The organism is Micromonospora sp. NPDC048887 (genome assembly GCF_040649715.1).
Lineage (GTDB): Bacteria > Actinomycetota > Actinomycetes > Mycobacteriales > Micromonosporaceae > Micromonospora.
The window spans coordinates 70,866-88,910 of the sequence record NZ_JBEZGA010000008.1 but is presented as its reverse complement, the minus strand read 5'-3'; the positions used below and the strand labels follow the sequence as shown (position 1 = coordinate 88,910).

At 72.6% G+C, this 18,045-nt stretch carries 19 protein-coding genes; 14 read left to right on the top strand and 5 right to left on the bottom strand.

Going from position 1 to position 18,045, the window contains the following annotated elements; translation table 11 throughout:
* The first annotated feature begins 107 nt into the window (after positions 1–107).
* From mfd to AB0C17_RS14810, 4 genes are all read left to right on the top strand, one after another.
* Positions 108–3,764 (top strand): transcription-repair coupling factor, encoded by a 3,657-nt coding sequence (gene mfd, locus AB0C17_RS14825; protein WP_357470146.1) that lies wholly within the window; start codon positions 108–110, stop codon positions 3,762–3,764.
* 164 nt (positions 3,765–3,928) lie between these two features.
* Complete coding sequence (locus AB0C17_RS14820; protein WP_357381654.1) at positions 3,929–4,699, top strand: hypothetical protein; 771 nt, start codon at positions 3,929–3,931, stop codon at positions 4,697–4,699.
* Positions 4,696–5,685, top strand: coding sequence for a nucleoside triphosphate pyrophosphohydrolase (locus AB0C17_RS14815; RefSeq protein WP_357478875.1), 990 nt, complete (start codon positions 4,696–4,698; stop codon positions 5,683–5,685). The genes AB0C17_RS14820 and AB0C17_RS14815 overlap by 4 nt, the downstream gene beginning before the upstream one ends.
* A 441-nt stretch (positions 5,686–6,126) precedes the next feature.
* Positions 6,127–7,746: a DUF885 domain-containing protein gene (locus AB0C17_RS14810; protein ID WP_357478872.1), complete on the top strand. Its 1,620-nt coding sequence runs from the start codon at positions 6,127–6,129 to the stop codon at positions 7,744–7,746.
* A 4-nt stretch (positions 7,747–7,750) separates the two neighbouring features.
* Here AB0C17_RS14810 and AB0C17_RS14805 read toward each other — a convergent pair whose 3' ends face one another.
* On the bottom strand, positions 7,751–8,635 hold the full coding sequence (locus AB0C17_RS14805) for an NUDIX domain-containing protein (protein ID WP_357478869.1): 885 nt from the start codon (positions 8,633–8,635) through the stop codon (positions 7,751–7,753).
* Positions 8,632–9,324, bottom strand: a complete 693-nt coding sequence (locus tag AB0C17_RS14800) for a hypothetical protein (RefSeq protein ID WP_357381663.1) — start codon at positions 9,322–9,324, stop codon at positions 8,632–8,634. Before AB0C17_RS14800 ends, AB0C17_RS14805 begins: the two co-directional genes overlap by 4 nt.
* Before the next feature lie 212 nt (positions 9,325–9,536).
* On the opposite strand from AB0C17_RS14800, the gene eno reads away from it, so the two are divergent.
* The 5 genes from eno to AB0C17_RS14775 are packed head-to-tail and all read left to right on the top strand — an operon-like array spanning position 9,537 to position 13,547.
* A complete protein-coding gene (gene eno, locus AB0C17_RS14795) occupies positions 9,537–10,820 on the top strand; it encodes a phosphopyruvate hydratase (protein ID WP_357381665.1) in 1,284 nt (427 codons plus the stop codon).
* A gap of 28 nt (positions 10,821–10,848) precedes the next feature.
* Complete coding sequence (locus AB0C17_RS14790) at positions 10,849–11,484, top strand: septum formation initiator family protein (RefSeq protein ID WP_357479038.1); 636 nt, start codon at positions 10,849–10,851, stop codon at positions 11,482–11,484.
* 22 nt (positions 11,485–11,506) lie between these two features.
* Positions 11,507–12,064, top strand: a complete 558-nt coding sequence (locus tag AB0C17_RS14785; RefSeq protein ID WP_357478866.1) for a DUF501 domain-containing protein — start codon at positions 11,507–11,509, stop codon at positions 12,062–12,064.
* Position 12,065: 1 nt separating this feature from the next.
* Entirely contained in the window at positions 12,066–12,575 is a 510-nt protein-coding gene (locus tag AB0C17_RS14780; protein WP_357470166.1) for an amino-acid N-acetyltransferase, read from the top strand.
* Positions 12,576–12,617: 42 nt separating this feature from the next.
* Positions 12,618–13,547, top strand: a complete 930-nt coding sequence (locus AB0C17_RS14775; RefSeq protein ID WP_357479035.1) for a Ppx/GppA phosphatase family protein — start codon at positions 12,618–12,620, stop codon at positions 13,545–13,547.
* Between the two features lie 94 nt (positions 13,548–13,641).
* Here the strand turns inward: AB0C17_RS14775 and AB0C17_RS14770 are convergent, their stop codons facing one another.
* A complete protein-coding gene (locus AB0C17_RS14770) occupies positions 13,642–13,821 on the bottom strand; it encodes a hypothetical protein (protein ID WP_357479033.1) in 180 nt (59 codons plus the stop codon).
* Positions 13,822–14,011: 190 nt separating this feature from the next.
* On the opposite strand from AB0C17_RS14770, the gene AB0C17_RS14765 reads away from it, so the two are divergent.
* The 3 genes from AB0C17_RS14765 (at position 14,012) to AB0C17_RS14755 (ending at position 15,656) form a co-directional block, all read left to right on the top strand.
* Entirely contained in the window at positions 14,012–14,209 is a 198-nt protein-coding gene (locus AB0C17_RS14765; protein ID WP_357478863.1) for a hypothetical protein, read from the top strand.
* 149 nt (positions 14,210–14,358) lie between these two features.
* On the top strand, positions 14,359–14,691 hold the full coding sequence (locus AB0C17_RS14760; RefSeq protein WP_041798804.1) for a PadR family transcriptional regulator: 333 nt from the start codon (positions 14,359–14,361) through the stop codon (positions 14,689–14,691).
* Positions 14,688–15,656 carry a hypothetical protein gene (locus AB0C17_RS14755; RefSeq protein WP_357478860.1) on the top strand — a complete coding sequence of 323 codons (969 nt, stop codon included), beginning with the start codon at positions 14,688–14,690 and terminating at the stop codon, positions 15,654–15,656. Before AB0C17_RS14760 ends, AB0C17_RS14755 begins: the two co-directional genes overlap by 4 nt.
* 82 nt (positions 15,657–15,738) lie before the next feature.
* Here AB0C17_RS14755 and AB0C17_RS14750 read toward each other — a convergent pair whose 3' ends face one another.
* Both AB0C17_RS14750 and AB0C17_RS14745 read right to left on the bottom strand, forming a co-directional pair.
* On the bottom strand, positions 15,739–16,056 hold the full coding sequence (locus AB0C17_RS14750) for a helix-turn-helix transcriptional regulator (RefSeq protein WP_047891389.1): 318 nt from the start codon (positions 16,054–16,056) through the stop codon (positions 15,739–15,741).
* Positions 16,053–16,388 (bottom strand): type II toxin-antitoxin system RelE/ParE family toxin, encoded by a 336-nt coding sequence (locus AB0C17_RS14745; protein WP_357479031.1) that lies wholly within the window; start codon positions 16,386–16,388, stop codon positions 16,053–16,055. The genes AB0C17_RS14750 and AB0C17_RS14745 overlap by 4 nt, the downstream gene beginning before the upstream one ends.
* 205 nt (positions 16,389–16,593) lie before the next feature.
* Here AB0C17_RS14745 and AB0C17_RS14740 point away from each other — a divergent pair, with 205 nt between their 5' ends.
* Positions 16,594–17,298 carry a dienelactone hydrolase family protein gene (locus tag AB0C17_RS14740; RefSeq protein ID WP_357478857.1) on the top strand — a complete coding sequence of 235 codons (705 nt, stop codon included), beginning with the start codon at positions 16,594–16,596 and terminating at the stop codon, positions 17,296–17,298.
* Positions 17,299–17,317: 19 nt separating this feature from the next.
* Entirely contained in the window at positions 17,318–18,031 is a 714-nt protein-coding gene (locus tag AB0C17_RS14735; RefSeq protein WP_357479027.1) for a uracil-DNA glycosylase, read from the top strand.
* Positions 18,032–18,045: the final 14 nt, after the last annotated feature.

The following is an 18,045-nucleotide window of genomic DNA, read 5'->3' as shown; positions in this document are numbered from 1 at the left end:
GCGGCCCCGGAACGTCGGTGCGGGGGGATAGGCTCGAACGGTGCACCCCCCGTCCGGCTGGACGCGGGGTCGTCGTCGTGTGTCGAAGCCGCTGGAAGTGATCACTGATGCTCACCGGACTCTTCTCCGCCGCCCTGGCCGACCCGGGGCTGGCCCGGGCGCGTGACCTGGCGCGCTCCGGTGCCGCGCAGGTCGACGGGCTCGACCTGACCGCCCCCGCCGCGCTGCGCCCGTTCGCTGTCGCAGCCGTCGCCGCCGACGAGCCGGCCGGCGGCGCGGGCCGCCCGGTCCTCGCGGTCACCGCCACCACCCGCGAGGCCGACGACCTGGCCTCCGCGCTGGGCAGCCTGCTGCCGCCGGAGCAGGTGGCGGTCTTCCCGTCCTGGGAGACGCTGCCGCACGAGCGGCTGTCGCCCCGCTCCGACACGGTCGGGCGCCGCCTGGCCGTGCTGCGCCGCCTCGCCCACCCGGACGCCGCTGACGCGCACGGCCGTACCGGGCCGCTGCGGGTGGTCGTCGCGCCGGTCCGCTCGCTGCTCCAGCCGCAGCTCAAGGGCCTCGGCGACCTGGAGCCCGTCCAGCTCGCCGCCGGTGACGAGGCCGACCTGGAAGAGGTGGCCCGCCGGCTCACCGACATGGCGTACGCCCGGGTCGACCTGGTCACCAAGCGCGGCGAGTTCGCCGTGCGCGGCGGCATCCTGGACGTCTTCCCGCCCACCGACGAGCACCCGTCCCGGGTCGAGTTCTGGGGCGACGAGGTGGAGGAGATCCGCACCTTCGCGGTCGCCGACCAGCGCACCATCGAGGGCGTCGCGCAGCTCTGGGCGCCGCCGTGCCGGGAACTGCTGCTGACCCCGGCGGTGCGGGAGCGGGCCGCCGCGCTCGCCGCCGAGCACCCCGAGCTGGCCGAGATCCTGGACAAGCTGGCCGAGGGCATCCCGGTCGAGGGCATGGAGTCGCTGGCCCCGGCGCTGATCGGAGCCGACGCGCTCGAACTCCTCGTGGACTGCATGCCGGCCGGCACCCACGTCCTCCTCTGCGACCCGGAGCGCATCCGCACCCGCGCGCACGACCTGGTCCGTACCTCGGAGGAGTTCCTCCAGGCCAGCTGGGCCGCGGCCGCCGTCGGCGGCCAGGCCCCTGTCGACCTCGGCGCCGCCGCCTTCAAGACCCTGGCCGAGGTACGCACGGCGGCCCGCGCCCTGCGCCAGCCCTGGTGGACGCTCGCGCCGTTCGGCCTGGTCGAGGCCGACGCCGCCCCGGCCCGGCAGCCCTGGGAGGACGAGCCGGCCGCTGTCGACGTCACCCCCGACGACGCCATCGCGGTGAGTCTGGCCGCCCAGCCGGCCCCGCTCTACCACGGCGAGACCGCACGGGTGGTCGACGACCTGAAGCGGTGGGCCGGCGAGGGCTGGTCGATCGCGCTGGTGTTCGAGGGGCACGGTCCCGCCCAGCGGGCCGTCGAGGTGCTGCGCGACGCCGGTCTCGGCGCCCGCCTCACCGAGGAGGTGCCCGCCGCGCCCGCGCCCGGCGAGCTGCTCGTGTCGTGCGGCTGCCTGACCGCCGGCTTCGTCGACGAGGCGTCGAAGTTCGTGCTCCTCACCGGCAACGACGTCACCGGCGGCCGGGGCACGTCCACCCGCGACATGCGCAAGATGCCCAGCCGGCGGCGCAACACCATCGACCCGCTGGAGCTGAAGGCCGGCGACTTCGTGGTGCACGAGCAGCACGGCATCGGCCGGTACGTCGAGCTGGTGCAGCGCACGGTGAACGGCGCGAGCCGCGAATACCTGGTCATCGAGTACGCGCCGAGCAAGCGCGGCCAGCCCGGTGACCGCCTCTTCGTCCCCACCGACCAGCTCGACCAGCTCTCCCGCTACGTCGGCGGCGAGCAGCCCACGCTGCACAAGATGGGCGGCTCGGACTGGCAGAAGTCCAAGGCCCGGGCCCGCAAGGCGGTCCGTGAGATCGCCGCGCAGCTCATCCAGCTCTACGCCGCGCGCAAGGCGTCCAAGGGGCACAACTTCGCCCCCGACACCCCGTGGCAGCGGGAGCTGGAGGACGCGTTCCCCTGGCAGGAGACACCCGACCAGCTGGCCGCCATCGAGGAGGTCAAGCGGGACATGGAACAGACCGTCCCGATGGACCGGCTGATCTGCGGCGACGTCGGCTACGGCAAGACCGAGATCGCGGTACGCGCGGCGTTCAAGGCGGTGCAGGACGGCAAGCAGGTGGCCGTGCTGGTGCCGACCACGCTGCTGGTGCAGCAGCACTACAACACGTTCGCCGAGCGGATGAGCCAGTTCCCGGTGTCGATCCGGCAGCTGTCCCGGTTCCAGACGCCGAAGGAGACCGAGCAGACGCTGGAGATGGCCGCTGCCGGCACCGTCGACATCGTCATCGGCACCCACCGGCTGCTCCAGGCGTCCACCCGGTTCAAGTCTCTGGGGCTGGTCATCATCGACGAGGAGCAGCGGTTCGGCGTCGAGCACAAGGAGCACCTGAAGACGCTGCGCGCCTCGGTCGACGTGCTCGCCATGTCGGCCACCCCGATCCCGCGCACGCTGGAGATGGCGATCACCGGCATTCGGGAGATGTCCACCATCGCCACCCCGCCGGAGGAGCGGCACCCGGTGCTCACGTTCGTCGGCGCGTACGACGACCGGCAGGTGGCCGCCTCCATCCACCGTGAGCTGCTGCGCGACGGTCAGGTCTTCTACCTGCACAACCGGGTCGAGTCGATCGAGAAGACGGCGCGCAAGCTCCGGGAACTGGTGCCGGAGGCGCGGGTCGCGGTGGCGCACGGCCAGATGGGCGAGGAGGCGCTGGAGAAGGTGATGGTCGGCTTCTGGGAGAAGGAGTTCGACGTCCTGGTCTGCACCACCATCGTCGAGTCCGGCATCGACATCCCCAACGCCAACACCCTCATCGTCGAGCGGGCCGACCTGCTCGGCCTGGCCCAGCTGCACCAGATCCGCGGCCGGGTCGGCCGCGGCCGCGAACGGGCGTACGCCTACTTCCTCTACCCGCCGGAGAAGCCGCTGACCGAGAACGCGCACGAGCGGCTCGCCACCATCGCCCAGCACACCGAACTCGGCGCCGGCATGTACGTGGCGATGAAGGACCTGGAGATCCGCGGCGCCGGAAACCTGCTCGGCGGCGAGCAGTCCGGCCACATCGAGGGCGTCGGCTTCGACCTCTACGTGCGGATGGTCGGCGAGGCCGTGTCCGCCTTCAAGGGCGAGAGCACCGAGGAGGAGACCGAGGTCAAGGTCGACCTGCCGATCGACGCGCACCTGCCGCACGACTACGTCGCCGTGGAGCGGCTGCGCCTGGAGATGTACCGCAAGCTCGCCGAGGCCCGCGATGAGGAGCGCCTGCGTGAGGTGGTCGCCGAGATGACCGACCGGTACGGCGAGCCGCCCGCGCCGGTGCAGAACCTGGTCGCGGTGGCCCGGTTCCGGCTGCTGGCCCGCCGCTACGGGCTGACCGACGTGTCGATGCAGGGCAAGCACATCCGGTTCGGCCCGCTGCCGCTGCCCGACTCCAAGCAGATGCGGCTCAAGCGCTACCACCCGGACTCGGTCTACAAGCAGGCGCTCGACCAGGTCAGCGTGCCCCGGCCCAGCACCCGGCGGATCGGCGGCGAGCCGCTGCGCGACCAGGCGCTGCTGGAGTGGTGCGGGCAGCTCCTGGCCGATGTGCTGGGCAAGCCCGAGGAGCTGGCCGGTTCTGCCAGCCCCGCAGTGGCGAGCGGAAGGTGACGGGGCAAGCCCGAGGAGCTGGCCGGTTCTGCCAGCCCCGCAGTGGCGAGCGGAAGGTGACGGGGCAAGCCCGAGGAGCTGGCCGGTTCTGCCGGTTCCGTGGCCGGTGCCCGATGAGGTGGGTGGAGTCACAGGCCGGTACGGGGCGTGAGAGAGTGACCCTCATGCGTGCTCGCCGTTCCCTCGTCGCCGTCAGCGTCGCGGCCCTCGCCGCGCTCTCTCTCGCCGCCTGTGGCCGCTCCGCCCCGGACGTCGCCGCATACGTCGGCGACACCCGGTACTCGGTCGACCGGGTCGACGCGATCTACGAGGACGCGCAACGGCAGTACGCGGACGCCGTCCGTAGCCAGGCGCCGCAGACGCCCTCGCCGGCGGAGCTGCGGTCCTCGGTGACCCGGCAGGACGTGCTGAACCTGCTGGTCGCGATCGACCTGGGCAAGCGCGTGGCGGCCGAGAAGGGTCTCCAGGTCGCCGACCAGATCTCCCCGGAGCAGCTCCAGCAGGAGCTGCGCATGCCGGCGACCACCGAGTACACGAAGCTGTGGGGCGAGTGGGTCGACCTCTCCGGCACGCTCCAGCAGAGCCTGCCCCCGGCCGACCTCAGCGACGAGTCCCTGATGGCCGTCTACCGGGCCATCGAGAAGACCGGGGCGATCCAGCCGGGCATGAGCGTCGACCAGGTCCGGCAGGCGTTCGGCGAGGCCGGGTTCGTGCGTACCGCCACCGCCCTCAGCAACGCGCTCCAGCAGCAGGCCGAGAAGACGGACGTCCGCGTCAACCCCCGGTTCGGCGTGACCGGCGTGCCGTCGCTCGTGAACACCGGCCAGTCGTTCGTCTTCTACTCCCTGCCGTACGTCAACGAGGAGGGCCCGGTCACCGACATCTCGACGCCCGAGGCGCCGGCCTCCGGTTCGCCGGCTCCCGGAGCCGCATGACCGCGCGCATCGTCCTGCTCGTCACCTCGCCCCGGCTGCCCGCCGGATTGCTGACCTCGGCCGCCTGGGACGCCGTACGCTCCGCTCCGGTCCTCGCCGGTGCGGAGAGCGAGCTGACCCGGGCGGTGCGGACGGCCGGCGCCGAGGTGAACGTGGTGACCGAGGGTGCGACCCCGGCGCTGCTCGACGCCGCGGCGGCGCACGGTGGGGCGGTGTGGCTGGCCGGCCCGACCGGCGACGAGGCGCTGGCCCGCGAACTCGGCCTGCGGCTGGCCCGCGAGCCCGCCCTGGCCGAACTGGAGCTGATGTACGGCTCGTGGGACCCGCCCGGCGCCCGGCTGCTCGACGCGGTCGAGGTGATGGACCGGCTGGCCTCGCCGGGCGGCGACCCGTGGAAGCGGGCACAGACCCACCGCACCCTGGCCCGGTTCCTGCTGGAGGAGTGCTACGAGGCGTACGACGCGATCAGCGCCGACGACACCGACGCGCTCCGCGAGGAACTGGGCGACGTCCTGCTCCAGGTGCTGCTGCACGCCCGGCTGGCGGAGAACCTGCCGGAGGGCAAGAGCTGGACCGTCGACGACGTGGCGGGGACCCTGGTCGACAAGATGGTGCGGCGTAACCCGCACGTCTTCTCCGGCGAGCCGGCCGGCTCGATCGAGGAGATCGAGGCGAACTGGGAGCGGATCAAGCGGGCCGAGAAGACCCGCGAATCGGTGCTCGACGGCATCGCGCTGAGCCAGCCCGCGCTCTCGCTGGCCGCGAAGATCCTGGACCGTGCCGGCCGGGTCGGCCTGGCCGTACCGCCCCCGCTTGCCGAGTCGCAGGTGGACCCGGAGGCCCGGCTGGGAGCGAGCCTGCTCGCAACTGTCGCCGCCGCACGGCAGGCCGGCATCGACCCGGAGGCCGCCCTGCGGCGGGCCACCCTGGCGTACGCCGAAGCCGTCCGAGCCGCCGAACGCCCCACCCCCACCAACCCCGCCTAGCCCCTCCGCGCCCCACCCTTCCCTGCCCTCCCTTGGCGATCTTGCACTTTCGGCCCGAGCGGTGCCGCAAATGCCCGATCTGCCCGGGCGCAAAGTGCAAGATCGCCGAGCCGACCCGGCCCCGCCCAGCCGCGCCTCCCGGAAGGCGAGACTCGCCGTTCGTATCGCGGGATCAGCGGAGATCTTGGTACGAAAGTGCCCCTATAGGGGCCGTTTCCGTCCAAGATCTACGTCGGCCTTGGGCGCGCTCGCGCCCACCAGCCAGCGCGTCGAGGGCCGGCGGCAGCGCCGGCACGGGCCGTCCAGCTGACTCGCCGTGGTGATCAAGGAGTTTGTGTCGTCGGGGGGCGCTGAGCGGGACGCAAACTCCTTGATCAACGCGGAGGGGCGGGGAGGGCGCGGGGAGGGCGCGGAGGGAGCGGAGGTCGGTAGGGTCGGGGGATGGAGTCGTTCGTGCCGCTGGCGGAGCGGATCGTGGAGGCGTTGCTGGAGAGCCGGCCCGGGCTGGCCACCTTCGCCGGGGACCACCGTTACGACGACCGCCTGCCCGACCTCTCCGCCGATGCCCTCGCGGCCGACCAGGCGATGCTCAAGGACGCCGCCGACGCGCTCGCGGAAATCGACCCGGACGCGCTCGACCCGGCGGAGAGCGTCGACCACGCGCTGCTCACCAGCCTCGTCGACAGGGGTCTGTTCGAGGTCGGCGAGATCCGCGGCCACGAGTGGGATCCGCTGCGCCACAACCCGGGACCGCTGCTGCACGCCCTGCTGGCCCGTCCCTTTGCCCCGGCCGAGGAGCGCCTGACCAGCCTGGTCGGGCGCCTGTCGGCCGTACCCGACGCGCTGTCGACAGCGCGCGCGACGCTGCGGGACATGCCGCGGGTCCACGCGGAGACGGCGGTCGGGCAGTTCACCGGTACGGCGGCGCTGATCCGCGACGAGGTGCCCGGGTTGCTGGCCGAGGCGCCGGCGCTGCGTGAGCGGGTCGGCGCGGCGGCCACCGACGCGATCGCCGCGCTGGAGGAGTTCGTGGCCTGGCTGCGGCAGGGCCTGGCCGCCGACGCCGGCCCGGGGCGTGACCCGCGGCTGGGCCGGCGGCGGTGGGAGGCGCGGCTGTGGCACACGCTCGACACCGAGCTGAGCGCCGCCGAGGTGCAGCGCCGCGCCTGGGCCAACCTCGACCGGGTCACCGAGGAGATCCGCGCGGCGTCGGTCGAGCTGGTCGGTGGTCCGGCCGACGACGAGACGGTACGCCGGGCGCTGGACCTGCTCGCCGCCGAGCATCCGGACGACGCCACGATCGTCGACCTGGCCTCGGTGACGCTGGACGAGGCGAGTGACTTCGTCCGCCACCACGACCTGGTCAGCATGGTCGGCGACCCGTGCGTCATCCAGGAGATGCCGGAGTTCGCGCGGGGCGTGGCGGTGGCCTACTGCGACTCGCCGGGCCCGCTGGAGACGGCCGACGTGCCGACCTTCTACTGCATCTCGCCCACCCCGGCGGACTGGCCGGCGCAGCGGATCGAGTCGTTCTACCGGGAGTACAACGACCACATGATCCGCAACCTGACGGTGCACGAGGCGATGCCCGGCCACTTCCTCCAGCTCGCGCACGCCCGCCGGTACGACGGCCCGACCCGGGTACGCGCGCTCACCGAGTCGGGTGTGTTCGTCGAGGGCTGGGCGGTCTACGCCGAGGAGTTGATGGCCGGGCTCGGCTTCGGCGGCCTGCCGGTGCGGTTGCAGCAGCTCAAGATGCAGCTCCGGATGACCATCAACGCGCTGCTCGACCAGCTCGTGCACTGCGACGACCTGCCCGAGTCCGAGGCGATGGCGTTGATGACCGGGCGTGGCTTCCAGGAGGAGGGCGAGGCGGCCGGCAAGTGGCGGCGGGCGCTGCTCACCTCGACGCAGCTGTCCACGTACTTCGTCGGCTACAGCGAGATGGCCGACATCGCCGCCGCGCGGCCGGACGGCGTGCCGCTGCGTGACTGGCACGACGCCATGCTGGCGCACGACTGCCCGCCGCCGCGCCACCTGCGGACGCTGCTGGGGGTGTGAGGGCTCACCGGCGGGCGGCGACCGCGTCGATCAGCCAGCGCGACAGCGAGTACGCGGGCGGCAGCTCGGCGGGCAGCGCGTCGACCGGGAACCAGCGCGCCTCGGTCAGCTCGGTGCCGTCGGGCGCCGGTTCGGCGGCCGGGTCGGTCACCTCGGCGGTGAACCCGGTGAGCAGCGTGCCCGGCCCGGACAGCGCCCACGGCTGGCTGTCCACGTAGGCCGGTCGCCGCAGGGTCAGGCCGACCTCCTCGGCGACCTCGCGGTGCACCGCCGCCTCCAGCGACTCGCCCGCCTCGACGAACCCGGCAACGAGCGCCCACAGCTGCGTCGGTCCGTGCGCGTGGCGGACCAGCAGCAGCTCGTCGGCGCCACCGGCCGGGCCGGGGCGGGTGATCGCGGTCAGCACCGCGACGGACAGGGGGAGGAACGAGGTGAGTTCGCACTCCGGGCAACGCCGCGCGGTCTCGCCCGGCACGTCGGCCAGTTCGGCCCGGCACGCGCCGCACCACCTGTGCGTACGCCGCCAGGTGACCACGGCGAGCGCCCGCCCGGCCAGGTCGGCGCGGGGTGCCGGTAGTTCGGCGGCGAGGCCGCGCCAGCTGCGCCACCGGCCGGGCAGCGACTCCGGATCGGTCACCTCGGCGGCCCACGCCGGTATGCCGTCGAGCGTGCCGACCGGCGTCCAGGCGAGGTCGCCGGGCAGCGCGCCGATCCGCAGCGGCTGCTCGTCCGGGCCGGTCAGCAGCTTCCGTCCGGACACCGGCAGCGCCAGGTCGTCGCGCTGCGGCGGCCGCCCGTGATCGGCAGCGGGCAGGAATCCGGCGCGCGCCGGGCGAGCGACGGTGGCCCGGGCCTCGGCCTCGGACGGGGGACCGTCGGGCGGGGTCACGACGTGGTGGGGCGGCGGTCCACCACACCGGCGCCGGCCGGCACGGCGAACGCGGCGGCCTCGACGCTCTCGGTGTAGCGACTCAGTGTCACCTCGGCGGGCTTGCCGTCGAGCGTGCCGGAGAAGCTCCCCAGCACGCCTTCGGTCGTCACGCAGGCGCTGAAGCGTTCCCCGCTGTGGGTGACGTCGACGCAGGTGGCGTGGCGGCCGGCGAGCGTGGTGTCGCTCTGCTCGATGACCGCTTCCGGATCGAGCGCCGCCGCGGTGAGCAGCCGGATCACCGCGGGCGGCGTGACCAGGCCCTCCTTGCGCGCCTCGTCGTAGACGACCACCGACGGCTTGCCGGCGGTGAGCACGGGCGGCGAGACGGTGCAGGAGGTGCGGGCGGCGGTGCTCGCGCACCGGGTCACCGACTCCTGCGTCACCGTGATCTTGCCGCCCGGCCAGGTGTACGTGGAGCGCAGCGGCTTCTTCGTCTGCGCGATCGAGGCGGTCCGGCCGCCGTCGATCTGGTAGTCGGCGGCCCAGGTCTGCTCCAGCGCCCGGTCCATCCGCGCGGCGAGGTCGTTGACCAGGTCGGAGCGGCCGAGCGCGACGTTCGCGTCGTCCAGGGCCTGGCAGCCGGTGACCGAGAGCGACGCGATGACCGAGGCGGCGAGCACGCGGAGAGTCGTCGTGGCGGCAGGCATGATGCCCAGCCTTGTCGATCGGCGCAACGTCTCGCAAACCGGTTGCCGGTTGACGACCGGTAATCCGGGAATGTCCGTCTCAGCAGGCGCGTCGAGGGCTGCCCCGAGCGGCGTGCGGCGGGGCGGGGACCGATACGCTGCGTTCAACACCTGCCTCAGCCGCACCGTCGCGGCCCATATGGACCGGAACCACACAAACGAGGAGCGACTCAGTGGCAACCATCGAGGGAATCGTCGCCCGGGAGATCCTGGACTCGCGGGGCAACCCGACGGTCGAGGTCGAGGTCGGGCTCGACGACGGCACGATCGCCCGTGCCGCGGTGCCGTCCGGCGCCTCCACCGGCGCCTTCGAGGCGGTCGAGCTGCGCGACGGTGACTCCGACCGCTACCTGGGCAAGGGTGTCGAGAAGGCGGTCGCCAACATCGAGGACCGGATCGTCGACCAGCTCATCGGCTACGAGGCCAGCGAGCAGCGGCTGATCGACCAGAAGATGATCGACATCGACGGCTCGGACAACAAGGGCGAGCTGGGCGCGAACGCCATCCTCGGCGTCTCCCTGGCCGTGGCCAAGGCCGCCGCCGGCAGCGCCGAGCTGAGCCTGTTCCGCTACCTGGGCGGCCCGAACGCGCACCTGCTCCCGGTGCCGATGATGAACATCCTCAACGGTGGCGCGCACGCCGACTCGAACGTCGACATCCAGGAGTTCATGATCGCGCCGATCGGCGCGCCGACGTTCCGGGACGCGCTGCGCTCGGGCGCCGAGGTCTACCACGCGCTGAAGTCGGTGCTGAAGAAGAAGGACCTGTCGACGGGCCTGGGTGACGAGGGCGGCTTCGCCCCGAACCTGCCCACGAACGCCGCCGCGCTGGACCTGATCGCCGAGGCGGTGGAGAAGGCCGGCTACCGGCTCGGCACCGACATCGTCTTCGCGCTCGACGTGGCCGCCACCGAGTTCTTCGACAACGGCACCTACACGTTCGAGGGCAGCGCCAAGAGCGCCGAGGAGATGAGCAACTACTACACCAAGCTGGCGGGCGACTACCCGATCGTCTCGATCGAGGACCCGCTGGCCGAGGACGACTGGAGCGGCTGGGCCACCCTCACTGCCGCGCTCGGCGACCGGATCCAGATCGTCGGCGACGACCTGTTCGTCACCAACCCGCAGCGCATCGCCCGGGGCATCGCCGAGCAGGCCGCAAACGCGGTGCTGGTCAAGGTGAACCAGATCGGCTCGCTCACCGAGACGCTCGACGCCGTCGACCTGGCCCACCGGGCCGGCTTCAAGTGCATGATGAGCCACCGTTCCGGCGAGACCGAGGACACCACGATCGCCGACCTGGCCGTCGCCACCGGCTGCGGGCAGATCAAGACGGGCGCACCGGCCCGCTCGGACCGCGTGGCCAAGTACAACCAGCTCCTGCGGATCGAGGAGGAGCTGGCCGACGCGGCGCGGTACGCCGGGGCGGGCGCCTTCCCGCGCTACCGTTCGGCCTGAGCGAGCGCTCCGGGGGAGGGGTGTGACGATGCAGCAGCGCCGCACACCGGGTGGGCAGCGGCCCGCCCGTCGGCCGGGTCAGCCCGGCCGGGCGGGCGGGGCCCGGGTCCGGTCCACGGCACGCGACAACGGCGTCCGCGCGGAGGCGCGCGCCGCCGGCCGGTCACCGGGCGCGTCCCGTGCCACCGACGGCGTACGCCCCGCGAGCCGTCCCGCCGCGGCCCGGCGTACCGCCGCCGGTGGTCCGGTCAAGCGGCTCACCGCACCCCAACCCCGGCGCTTCACCGGGCGCGCCACAGTGCTGTTCGCGGTGCTGATCGCGCTCGCGCTGGCGTACACCTATCCGGTCCGGGTCTACCTGGACCAGCAGGCCGACATCGAGCGGATGGAGGCCGCGCAGGCCGCCCAGCGCGACGAGATCGAGCGGCTCACCGCCGAGGCGGCCAAGTGGAAGGACCCGGAGTACGTCAAGACGCAGGCCCGGGAGCGCTTCTTCATGGGCAAGCCGGGCGAGACGCTGCTGGTGGTGCTCTCCGACCCGGAGGGCGCGGCCAAGGACGCCGGCAAGGACGCGAAGCCGGGGGCGCCGACCGCGCCGGAGCCCTGGTACGACACCCTGTGGTCGAGCGTGCGGGCGGCGAACGCCGAGCGCGGGGACAAGTGAGCACCACACGAAAGGCACCATCTTGAGCGTCGTACCACCGTCGGAGCCGGCGGCGGACTCCGTACCCCTGCCGGAACGCCAGCCGGCCACCGAGGCCGACCTGGCCGCGGTGGCCGCGCAGCTCGGACGCCCGCCGCGCGGCACCCGCGCGGTGGCCCACAGGTGTCCCTGCGGCCTGCCCGACGTGGTGGAGACGACGCCCCGGCTGGCCGACGGCACGCCGTTCCCGACGCTGTTCTACCTGACCTGCCCGCGTGCCACAGCGGCGTGCAGCCGGCTGGAGTCGGCCGGGCTGATGAAGGAGATGGCCGAGCGGCTGGCGGAGGATCCGGAGCTGGCCGCGCGGTACCGGGCGGCCCACGAGGACTACCTGACCCGCCGGGAGGCGATCGGCGAGGTGCCGGAGATCGCCGGCATCTCGGCCGGCGGCATGCCGGGGCGGGTGAAGTGCCTGCACGTGCACCTCGGGCACGCGCTCGCCGCCGGGCCGGGGGTCAACCCGTTCGGCGACGAGACGCTGGCGCTGGTGGAGAAGTGGTGGGCGGCCGGTCCCTGCGTGGACGTGCCGCGGGCGGAGTGAGATGAGCGCCGACGAGATCACCGTGCGCCGGGCCCGCACCACTGACGTGCGCGGCATCCGGCGGCTGGTGGACACCTACACCGACGATCGCCGGCTGCTCAGCAAGGCCACCGTGACGTTGTACGAGGACGTGCAGGAGTTCCGGGTCGCGGTGACGTCGAGCGGTGCCGTGGTCGGCTGCGGCGCGCTGCACGTCATGTGGGAGGACCTGGCCGAGATCCGGACGGTGGCAGTGGACCCGTCCTGCCGGGGCCACCGGATCGGGCACCGGATCGTGGGCGAGCTGATCGACTCGGCGCGTGAGCTGGGCATCGGCCGGATCTTCGTGCTCACGTTCGAGACCGGTTTCTTCGGCTCGTTCGGCTTCCGCGAGATCGACGGCGCCCCCGTCCCGCAGCCGGTGTACGAGCAGCTCCTGCGCTCCTACGACGAGGGTGTCGCGGAGTTCCTGGACCTGGAACGGGTCAAGCCCAACACCCTGGGCAACACCCGCATGCTGCTGCGCCTCTGACCGTGCGCGGGCTGCCGTAGGGTGGGCGCCGTGAGTGCGCGTGTGGCCGCCATCGACTGCGGGACCAACTCGATCCGACTGCTGATCGCCGACCTGCCCGAGGCGTCGGCCGGGGAGACGGCGCCGCTGCGCGACGTCAGCCGGCGGATGGAGATCGTCCGGCTGGGGCAGGGCGTCGACCAGACCGGCATGCTCGCCCCGGAGGCCGTCGAGCGGACCCGGGTGGCGCTCGCCGACTACGCGGCCGAGATCGAGAAGTCCGGCGCCGAGCGGGTACGCATGTGCGCCACCTCGGCCTCCCGCGACGCCTCGAACGCCGCCGACTTCCGTGCCATGGTCGAGCGCACACTCGGCGTACCGCCCGAGGTGGTGACCGGCGACGAGGAGGCACGGCTGTCGTTCACCGGCGCGGTGCGCGGCCTGCCCGCCGACGCCGAGCCGCCGTACCTGGTGGTCGACATCGGCGGCGGCTCGACCGAGTTCGTGGTCGGCACCCGCGCCGACGGGGTGCGCGGCGCGATCTCGGTCGACATCGGCTGCGTCCGGATGACCGAACGGCACCTGCACGGCGACCCGCCCGGCGCTGCCGAGATCGCCGCCGCCGAGGCCGACATCGCCGCCGCCGTCGACCGCGCGCTCGCCGTCGTGCCCGGCCGCGAGGCCGCCACGCTGGTCGGGCTCGCCGGTTCGGTCACCACAGTGGTCGCCTTGGCGCAGGGGCTCCAGGAGTACGACCCGAGCCGCATCCACCACGCCCGCATCTCGTACGAGCAGGTGGCCGAGGTGACCGCCGACCTGCTCGGCAAGAGCAGTGAGCAGCGGCTGGCGTACCCGGTGATGCACCCCGGGCGGGCCGACGTGATCGGCGCGGGCGCGCTGGTGCTGCGGATCATCATGGAGCGGGCCGGGATGCCGTCGGTGGTCGCCTCCGAGCACGACATCCTCGACGGCATCGCCTGGAGCCTCGCCTGACCCTCGCCTTCTTCGACGGTGATCAAGGAGTTTGTGTCAGATCCGGACGCCTCCGGGGACAGGAACTCCTTGGTCGACAAGGAGGGCCGGGGAGTTACGACGTCGCCAGGTCGGGGCGGTGCTCCCTGATCCACTTCTCGACGTCGGACTTCCGCCAGATCTGGCCCATCCTCAGCACCTGATAGGGCGCGGGGAAGTCACGTCGCGAAGCGACCACCGACGCGCGGGCACGCGAGACGCCACCGAGCATGTCTCGGATCTCGGCGATTCCCACGAACTCCACCACCCCTTGACGGTAGGTAGCTGCGATTGTCCGACGATCGATAACAGCGATAGGGGTTGACGATCGGCAACGACGCGAGCACGATCGGGGGATGACTGTGCGGAACTGTTCTCCCGTACCCGATCGCGGTCGCCGGGTCGTGCGGCCGCACGTACCGATGCGGCCGTTGTGGTTGTGCCGGGTGTGCGCGGCCCCCTGGCCGTGCCAGCCGGCCCGCCTGTTGTTGCTGCTGGACTACCGGCGCGACCGCGTCGCCCTGTCGATCCACATGGCCGGTTGCCTGTTCGACGCCACCGCCGACCTCCTGGCCGCCAACCCGAACCCGGCCGACCTGTTCGACCGTTTCATCGGGTGGACCGCCCGCCCCTCCTCCCGGTGATCAAGGAGTTTGGGTCATCCGGACCGCGCTCTCCGGACGCAAACTCCTTGATCACCGTGCGTCGGCGGGGGGAGGCGGAGGCGGGGGAGGCGGGGAGCGTGGTGCTGTGTGATTGACGGTAGTGTGGATTGCGTACTAGTGTGCGGGGTGTGGATACCACGCAGCTCCTCAAGGGCGTGCTCGACCTGGCGGTGCTCGCCGTGCTCAAGGACGAGGACGGATACGGCTACGACATCCTGCGCCGGCTGCGCGAGGCCGGCCTGACCGAGGTCGGCGACGCCTCCGTCTACGGCACGCTTCGCCGCCTGTTCGCCGCCGGCCTGCTCACCACATATGTGGTGCCCAGCGAGTCCGGGCCGCACCGCAAGTACTACTCGCTCAACACCGCCGGGCGTGACCAGCTCACCCGCTCCGGCAAGACCTGGCGCTCGTTCGCCACCACCATGGACGCACTGCTCGACGATCGGGGGATGGCGGCATGACCGTCACTGGGCAGGAGATCACGGACTACGTCGGCCGGGTGCGCGCGGCGCTCGCCGACCTGCCGCCGGCGGTCAGCGACGAGCTGACCGAGGACCTGCCGGAACACCTCGCCGAGGTGGCCGCCGAGGGCGAGGGCGCGCTGGTGGACCGGCTGGGCACCCCCGAGGCGTACGCGGCCGAACTGCGTGCCGCCGCCGGCGCCGGGGAGGGGCGGCGACCGGCGCGTTTCCACCATCTCGCCGAGGTGTGGGAACGGGCGGCCACTCAGGTGCGCCTGCTGGACCGTCAGCTCGGCCCGGTGCTCGGGCACGAGACGGTGAGCGACTTCCTGCGTCCGCTGCGCCCGGCCTGGTGGCTGGTACGCGGCTGGCTGGCCGCGCTGCTGATCAGCGTGATGGTGGACGGTGGCCGGCCCGGTCTGCTGCCCCGGCCGAACGACAACGCGTCGGCCGGCCTGCTACTGCTCATCGGCGCGGTGGTCGCGTCACTGTGGCTCGGCCGCCGTTCCGTGGCCTTCACCGGTTGGCCGCGCCGCCTGCACCGGCTGGGTACGGCCGGGCTGCTGCTCTTCGGCTTCGCGGTGCTCGTCGATGTGGACCGGAACGCCAGTTCCGACGTCTACAGCGGCTACGAGCAGACGTCGGTGGACCACCGGTACGACCGGATCGAGGACGTCTTCGTCTATGACCAGCAGGGGCGGCTGATCCGCGACGCACGGCTCTTCGACCAGAACGGCGTGCCGATCACGCTCGGCTGGCCGAGCTGCATGGCCGACACGGGCGCGGTGCTGGAGATGCGTAACACCTACCCGTACTGCCCAGAGCTGGCACCGTTCGGCCCGCCGGTCTCGCCGTCGATCGCCCCGCCCGCACCCGCGCCCACGGACAGCATCACCCCATCCGCGGCCCCGCCGCCCGCCCCGTCCACCCCCAGTGCTTCCCCGGAACCCACGTCAACCCCCTGAGTGCGCTCGACCGCGCGAGATCTTGGAAGGAAACGGCCCTCATGAGGGCCGCAATCTTCCAAGATCTCGCGCGGAGCCGCTGTCAGGCGATGGCGGCGATGTCACCGTCGTCGAAGTAGATCGCCTGGTGGAGCCGGCCGCCCAGCGCTGCGGCGAACCGCGCCACCACCTCCTGGCCGGAGATCTTCCCCTGCTCGATCTGGGAGACCCGTCCCTTGGTGACGCCCATCCGGTCGGCGACCTGCTGCTGGGTCAGGCCGCGCGCCCGCCGTACCTCCGCGAGGCGGTGACCGATGACCTCCGCGAGAAGTTCCTGCTTACCCGCATCGACCGCCTCTTCCCCGCCGGCCCGGGCGACGTGGTCGGCGCGGATGTCCTGCCACCGGGAGTAGTCGCTCATGCCTTCCCCTCCTCTCGTGCCCGGTCCTTGAGGTAGAGCTCGTAGCGGTGCTCGGCGACGGGAATGGCCTCCTGATACCACGTCTTCCATCGGCCGGACTTGTCGCCGGCGACCAGGAGGATGCTCGAGCGCCACGGGTCGAACGCGAAAAGGATACGCACGGTGCCCGGCCGGAGCTCCTTCAAGTTCGCCATCGACGAACCGTGGATGGTGTCGACAAGGGGCCGTCCGAGTCCTGGTCCGTGCTCGGCCAGGAGGTCGATCACCTGCACCACCCGCGCATGGGTGGACGCGTCGAGAGTGTCGAGCCACTGCCGCACCTCGTCGACCAGTTAGACGTCCCAGTCTCCAGCCACCACGGGAGCTAGTTTAGCAATCGCTATACCCGGCGTGTGTACCTGTCCGGCGGTTCGACAGGAGGTGAATGCCACTGTTGTTCCGTCTTCCCCGGGCCGCTCACCGCGTGGCACGCTACCGGCACGTAACAGCCAACTGTGCGACCAGCCAACGTTGACTGACCGCAAGGAGGACGGGCCCATGGGCGAGATGGTGAGCTTCACCGGCAACGGGGGGACGAGCGAGGGGTATCTCGCGATACCCTCCGGCGGTGCGGCCAGCCCGGCGGTCATCGTCATCCAGGACTGGTGGGGCCTCGTGCCCCACGTCCGGGCCGTGGTCGACCGCTTCGCCGAGGCCGGTTTCGTCGCCCTCGCGCCCGACTTCCGGCACGGCGGGCCGGCCGTGAAGCCGACCGAGCCGCGGCTGATGCTCAACAGCTCTCAGATGGACGAGGCGGCGACCGACATCGCCGCCGCCGCCGAATACCTGGCGAGCCGGCCGGAGGTCGCCGGCAAGGTGGGCTGCGCCGGGTTCTGCGCGGGTGCCAGCCTGGCCCTGTGGTCCGCCACGCTCTCCGAGCGCATCGTGGCCACCGCCGGGTTCTATCCTCGCCTGCCCTGGGAGGGCATGGCCGTCGGGGCGGCCGACGAGGGCGGCTGGGCCGGCTACGCCGGCAAGGCGGCGCTCATCCACTGCTCCGAGGCGGACGGCCTGTCCGCGGCCGACGGGGTGCAGAGCGTACGCCGGTCCATCGAGTCGGCCGGTGGCACCTGCCAGACGTTCGACTACCCGGGCACCGCGCACGCGTTCTTCAACGAGGACCGGCCGGAGCACTACGACCAGCGGGCCGCGGCCACCGCCTGGGCCCGCACGCTGGAACTGTTCCGGGCCAAGCTTGGCTGAGTCGCGTACCCCGCAGGACGTGGTCGCCCGCGCCGCGCGGGCGACCGACCTCGCCGACCTCGACGGCGCGGTCAGCGACTGCTTCGCCTGCCCGCGCCTGGTGGCGTGGCGCGAGGAGGTGGCCCGGGTCAAGCGGGCGGCGTTCCGCGACCAGGACTACTGGGGACGGCCGGTGCCCGGCCTCGGCCCGCCGGACGCGCGGATCGCCATCCTCGGCCTGGCGCCCGCCGCGCACGGCGGCAACCGCACCGGCCGGATCTTCACCGGGGACCGGTCCGGCGACGTGTTGTTCGCCGCGCTGCACCGCGCCGGGCTGGCCAACCAGCCGACGAGCGTGTCCGCCGACGACGGCCTGACGCTGCGCGACACCCGCGTCTTCGCCGCCGTGCGGTGCGCGCCGCCGGACAACAAACCCACCCCGGCCGAGCGGGACACCTGCGCGCCGTGGCTGCACCGCGAGGTCGAACTGGTCCGTCCCACGCTGCGCGTCGTGGTCGCGCTCGGCGCGTTCGCGTGGGCCGCGTGGTGGCCCGTGCTACGCCAGGTGTACGGGCAGCGACCGCCCACACCGCGACCGGCGTTCGGTCATGGGGCACACTGGTCCGGCGAGTCGGTGCCGGCGTTGCTGGGCTGCTATCACGTCAGCCAGCAGAACACATTCACCGGACGGCTCACACCGGCGATGCTGGACGACGTGTTCACCCGGGCGAAGCACCTGGCCGGGGTGGACTGAGGAACACCTGAGGC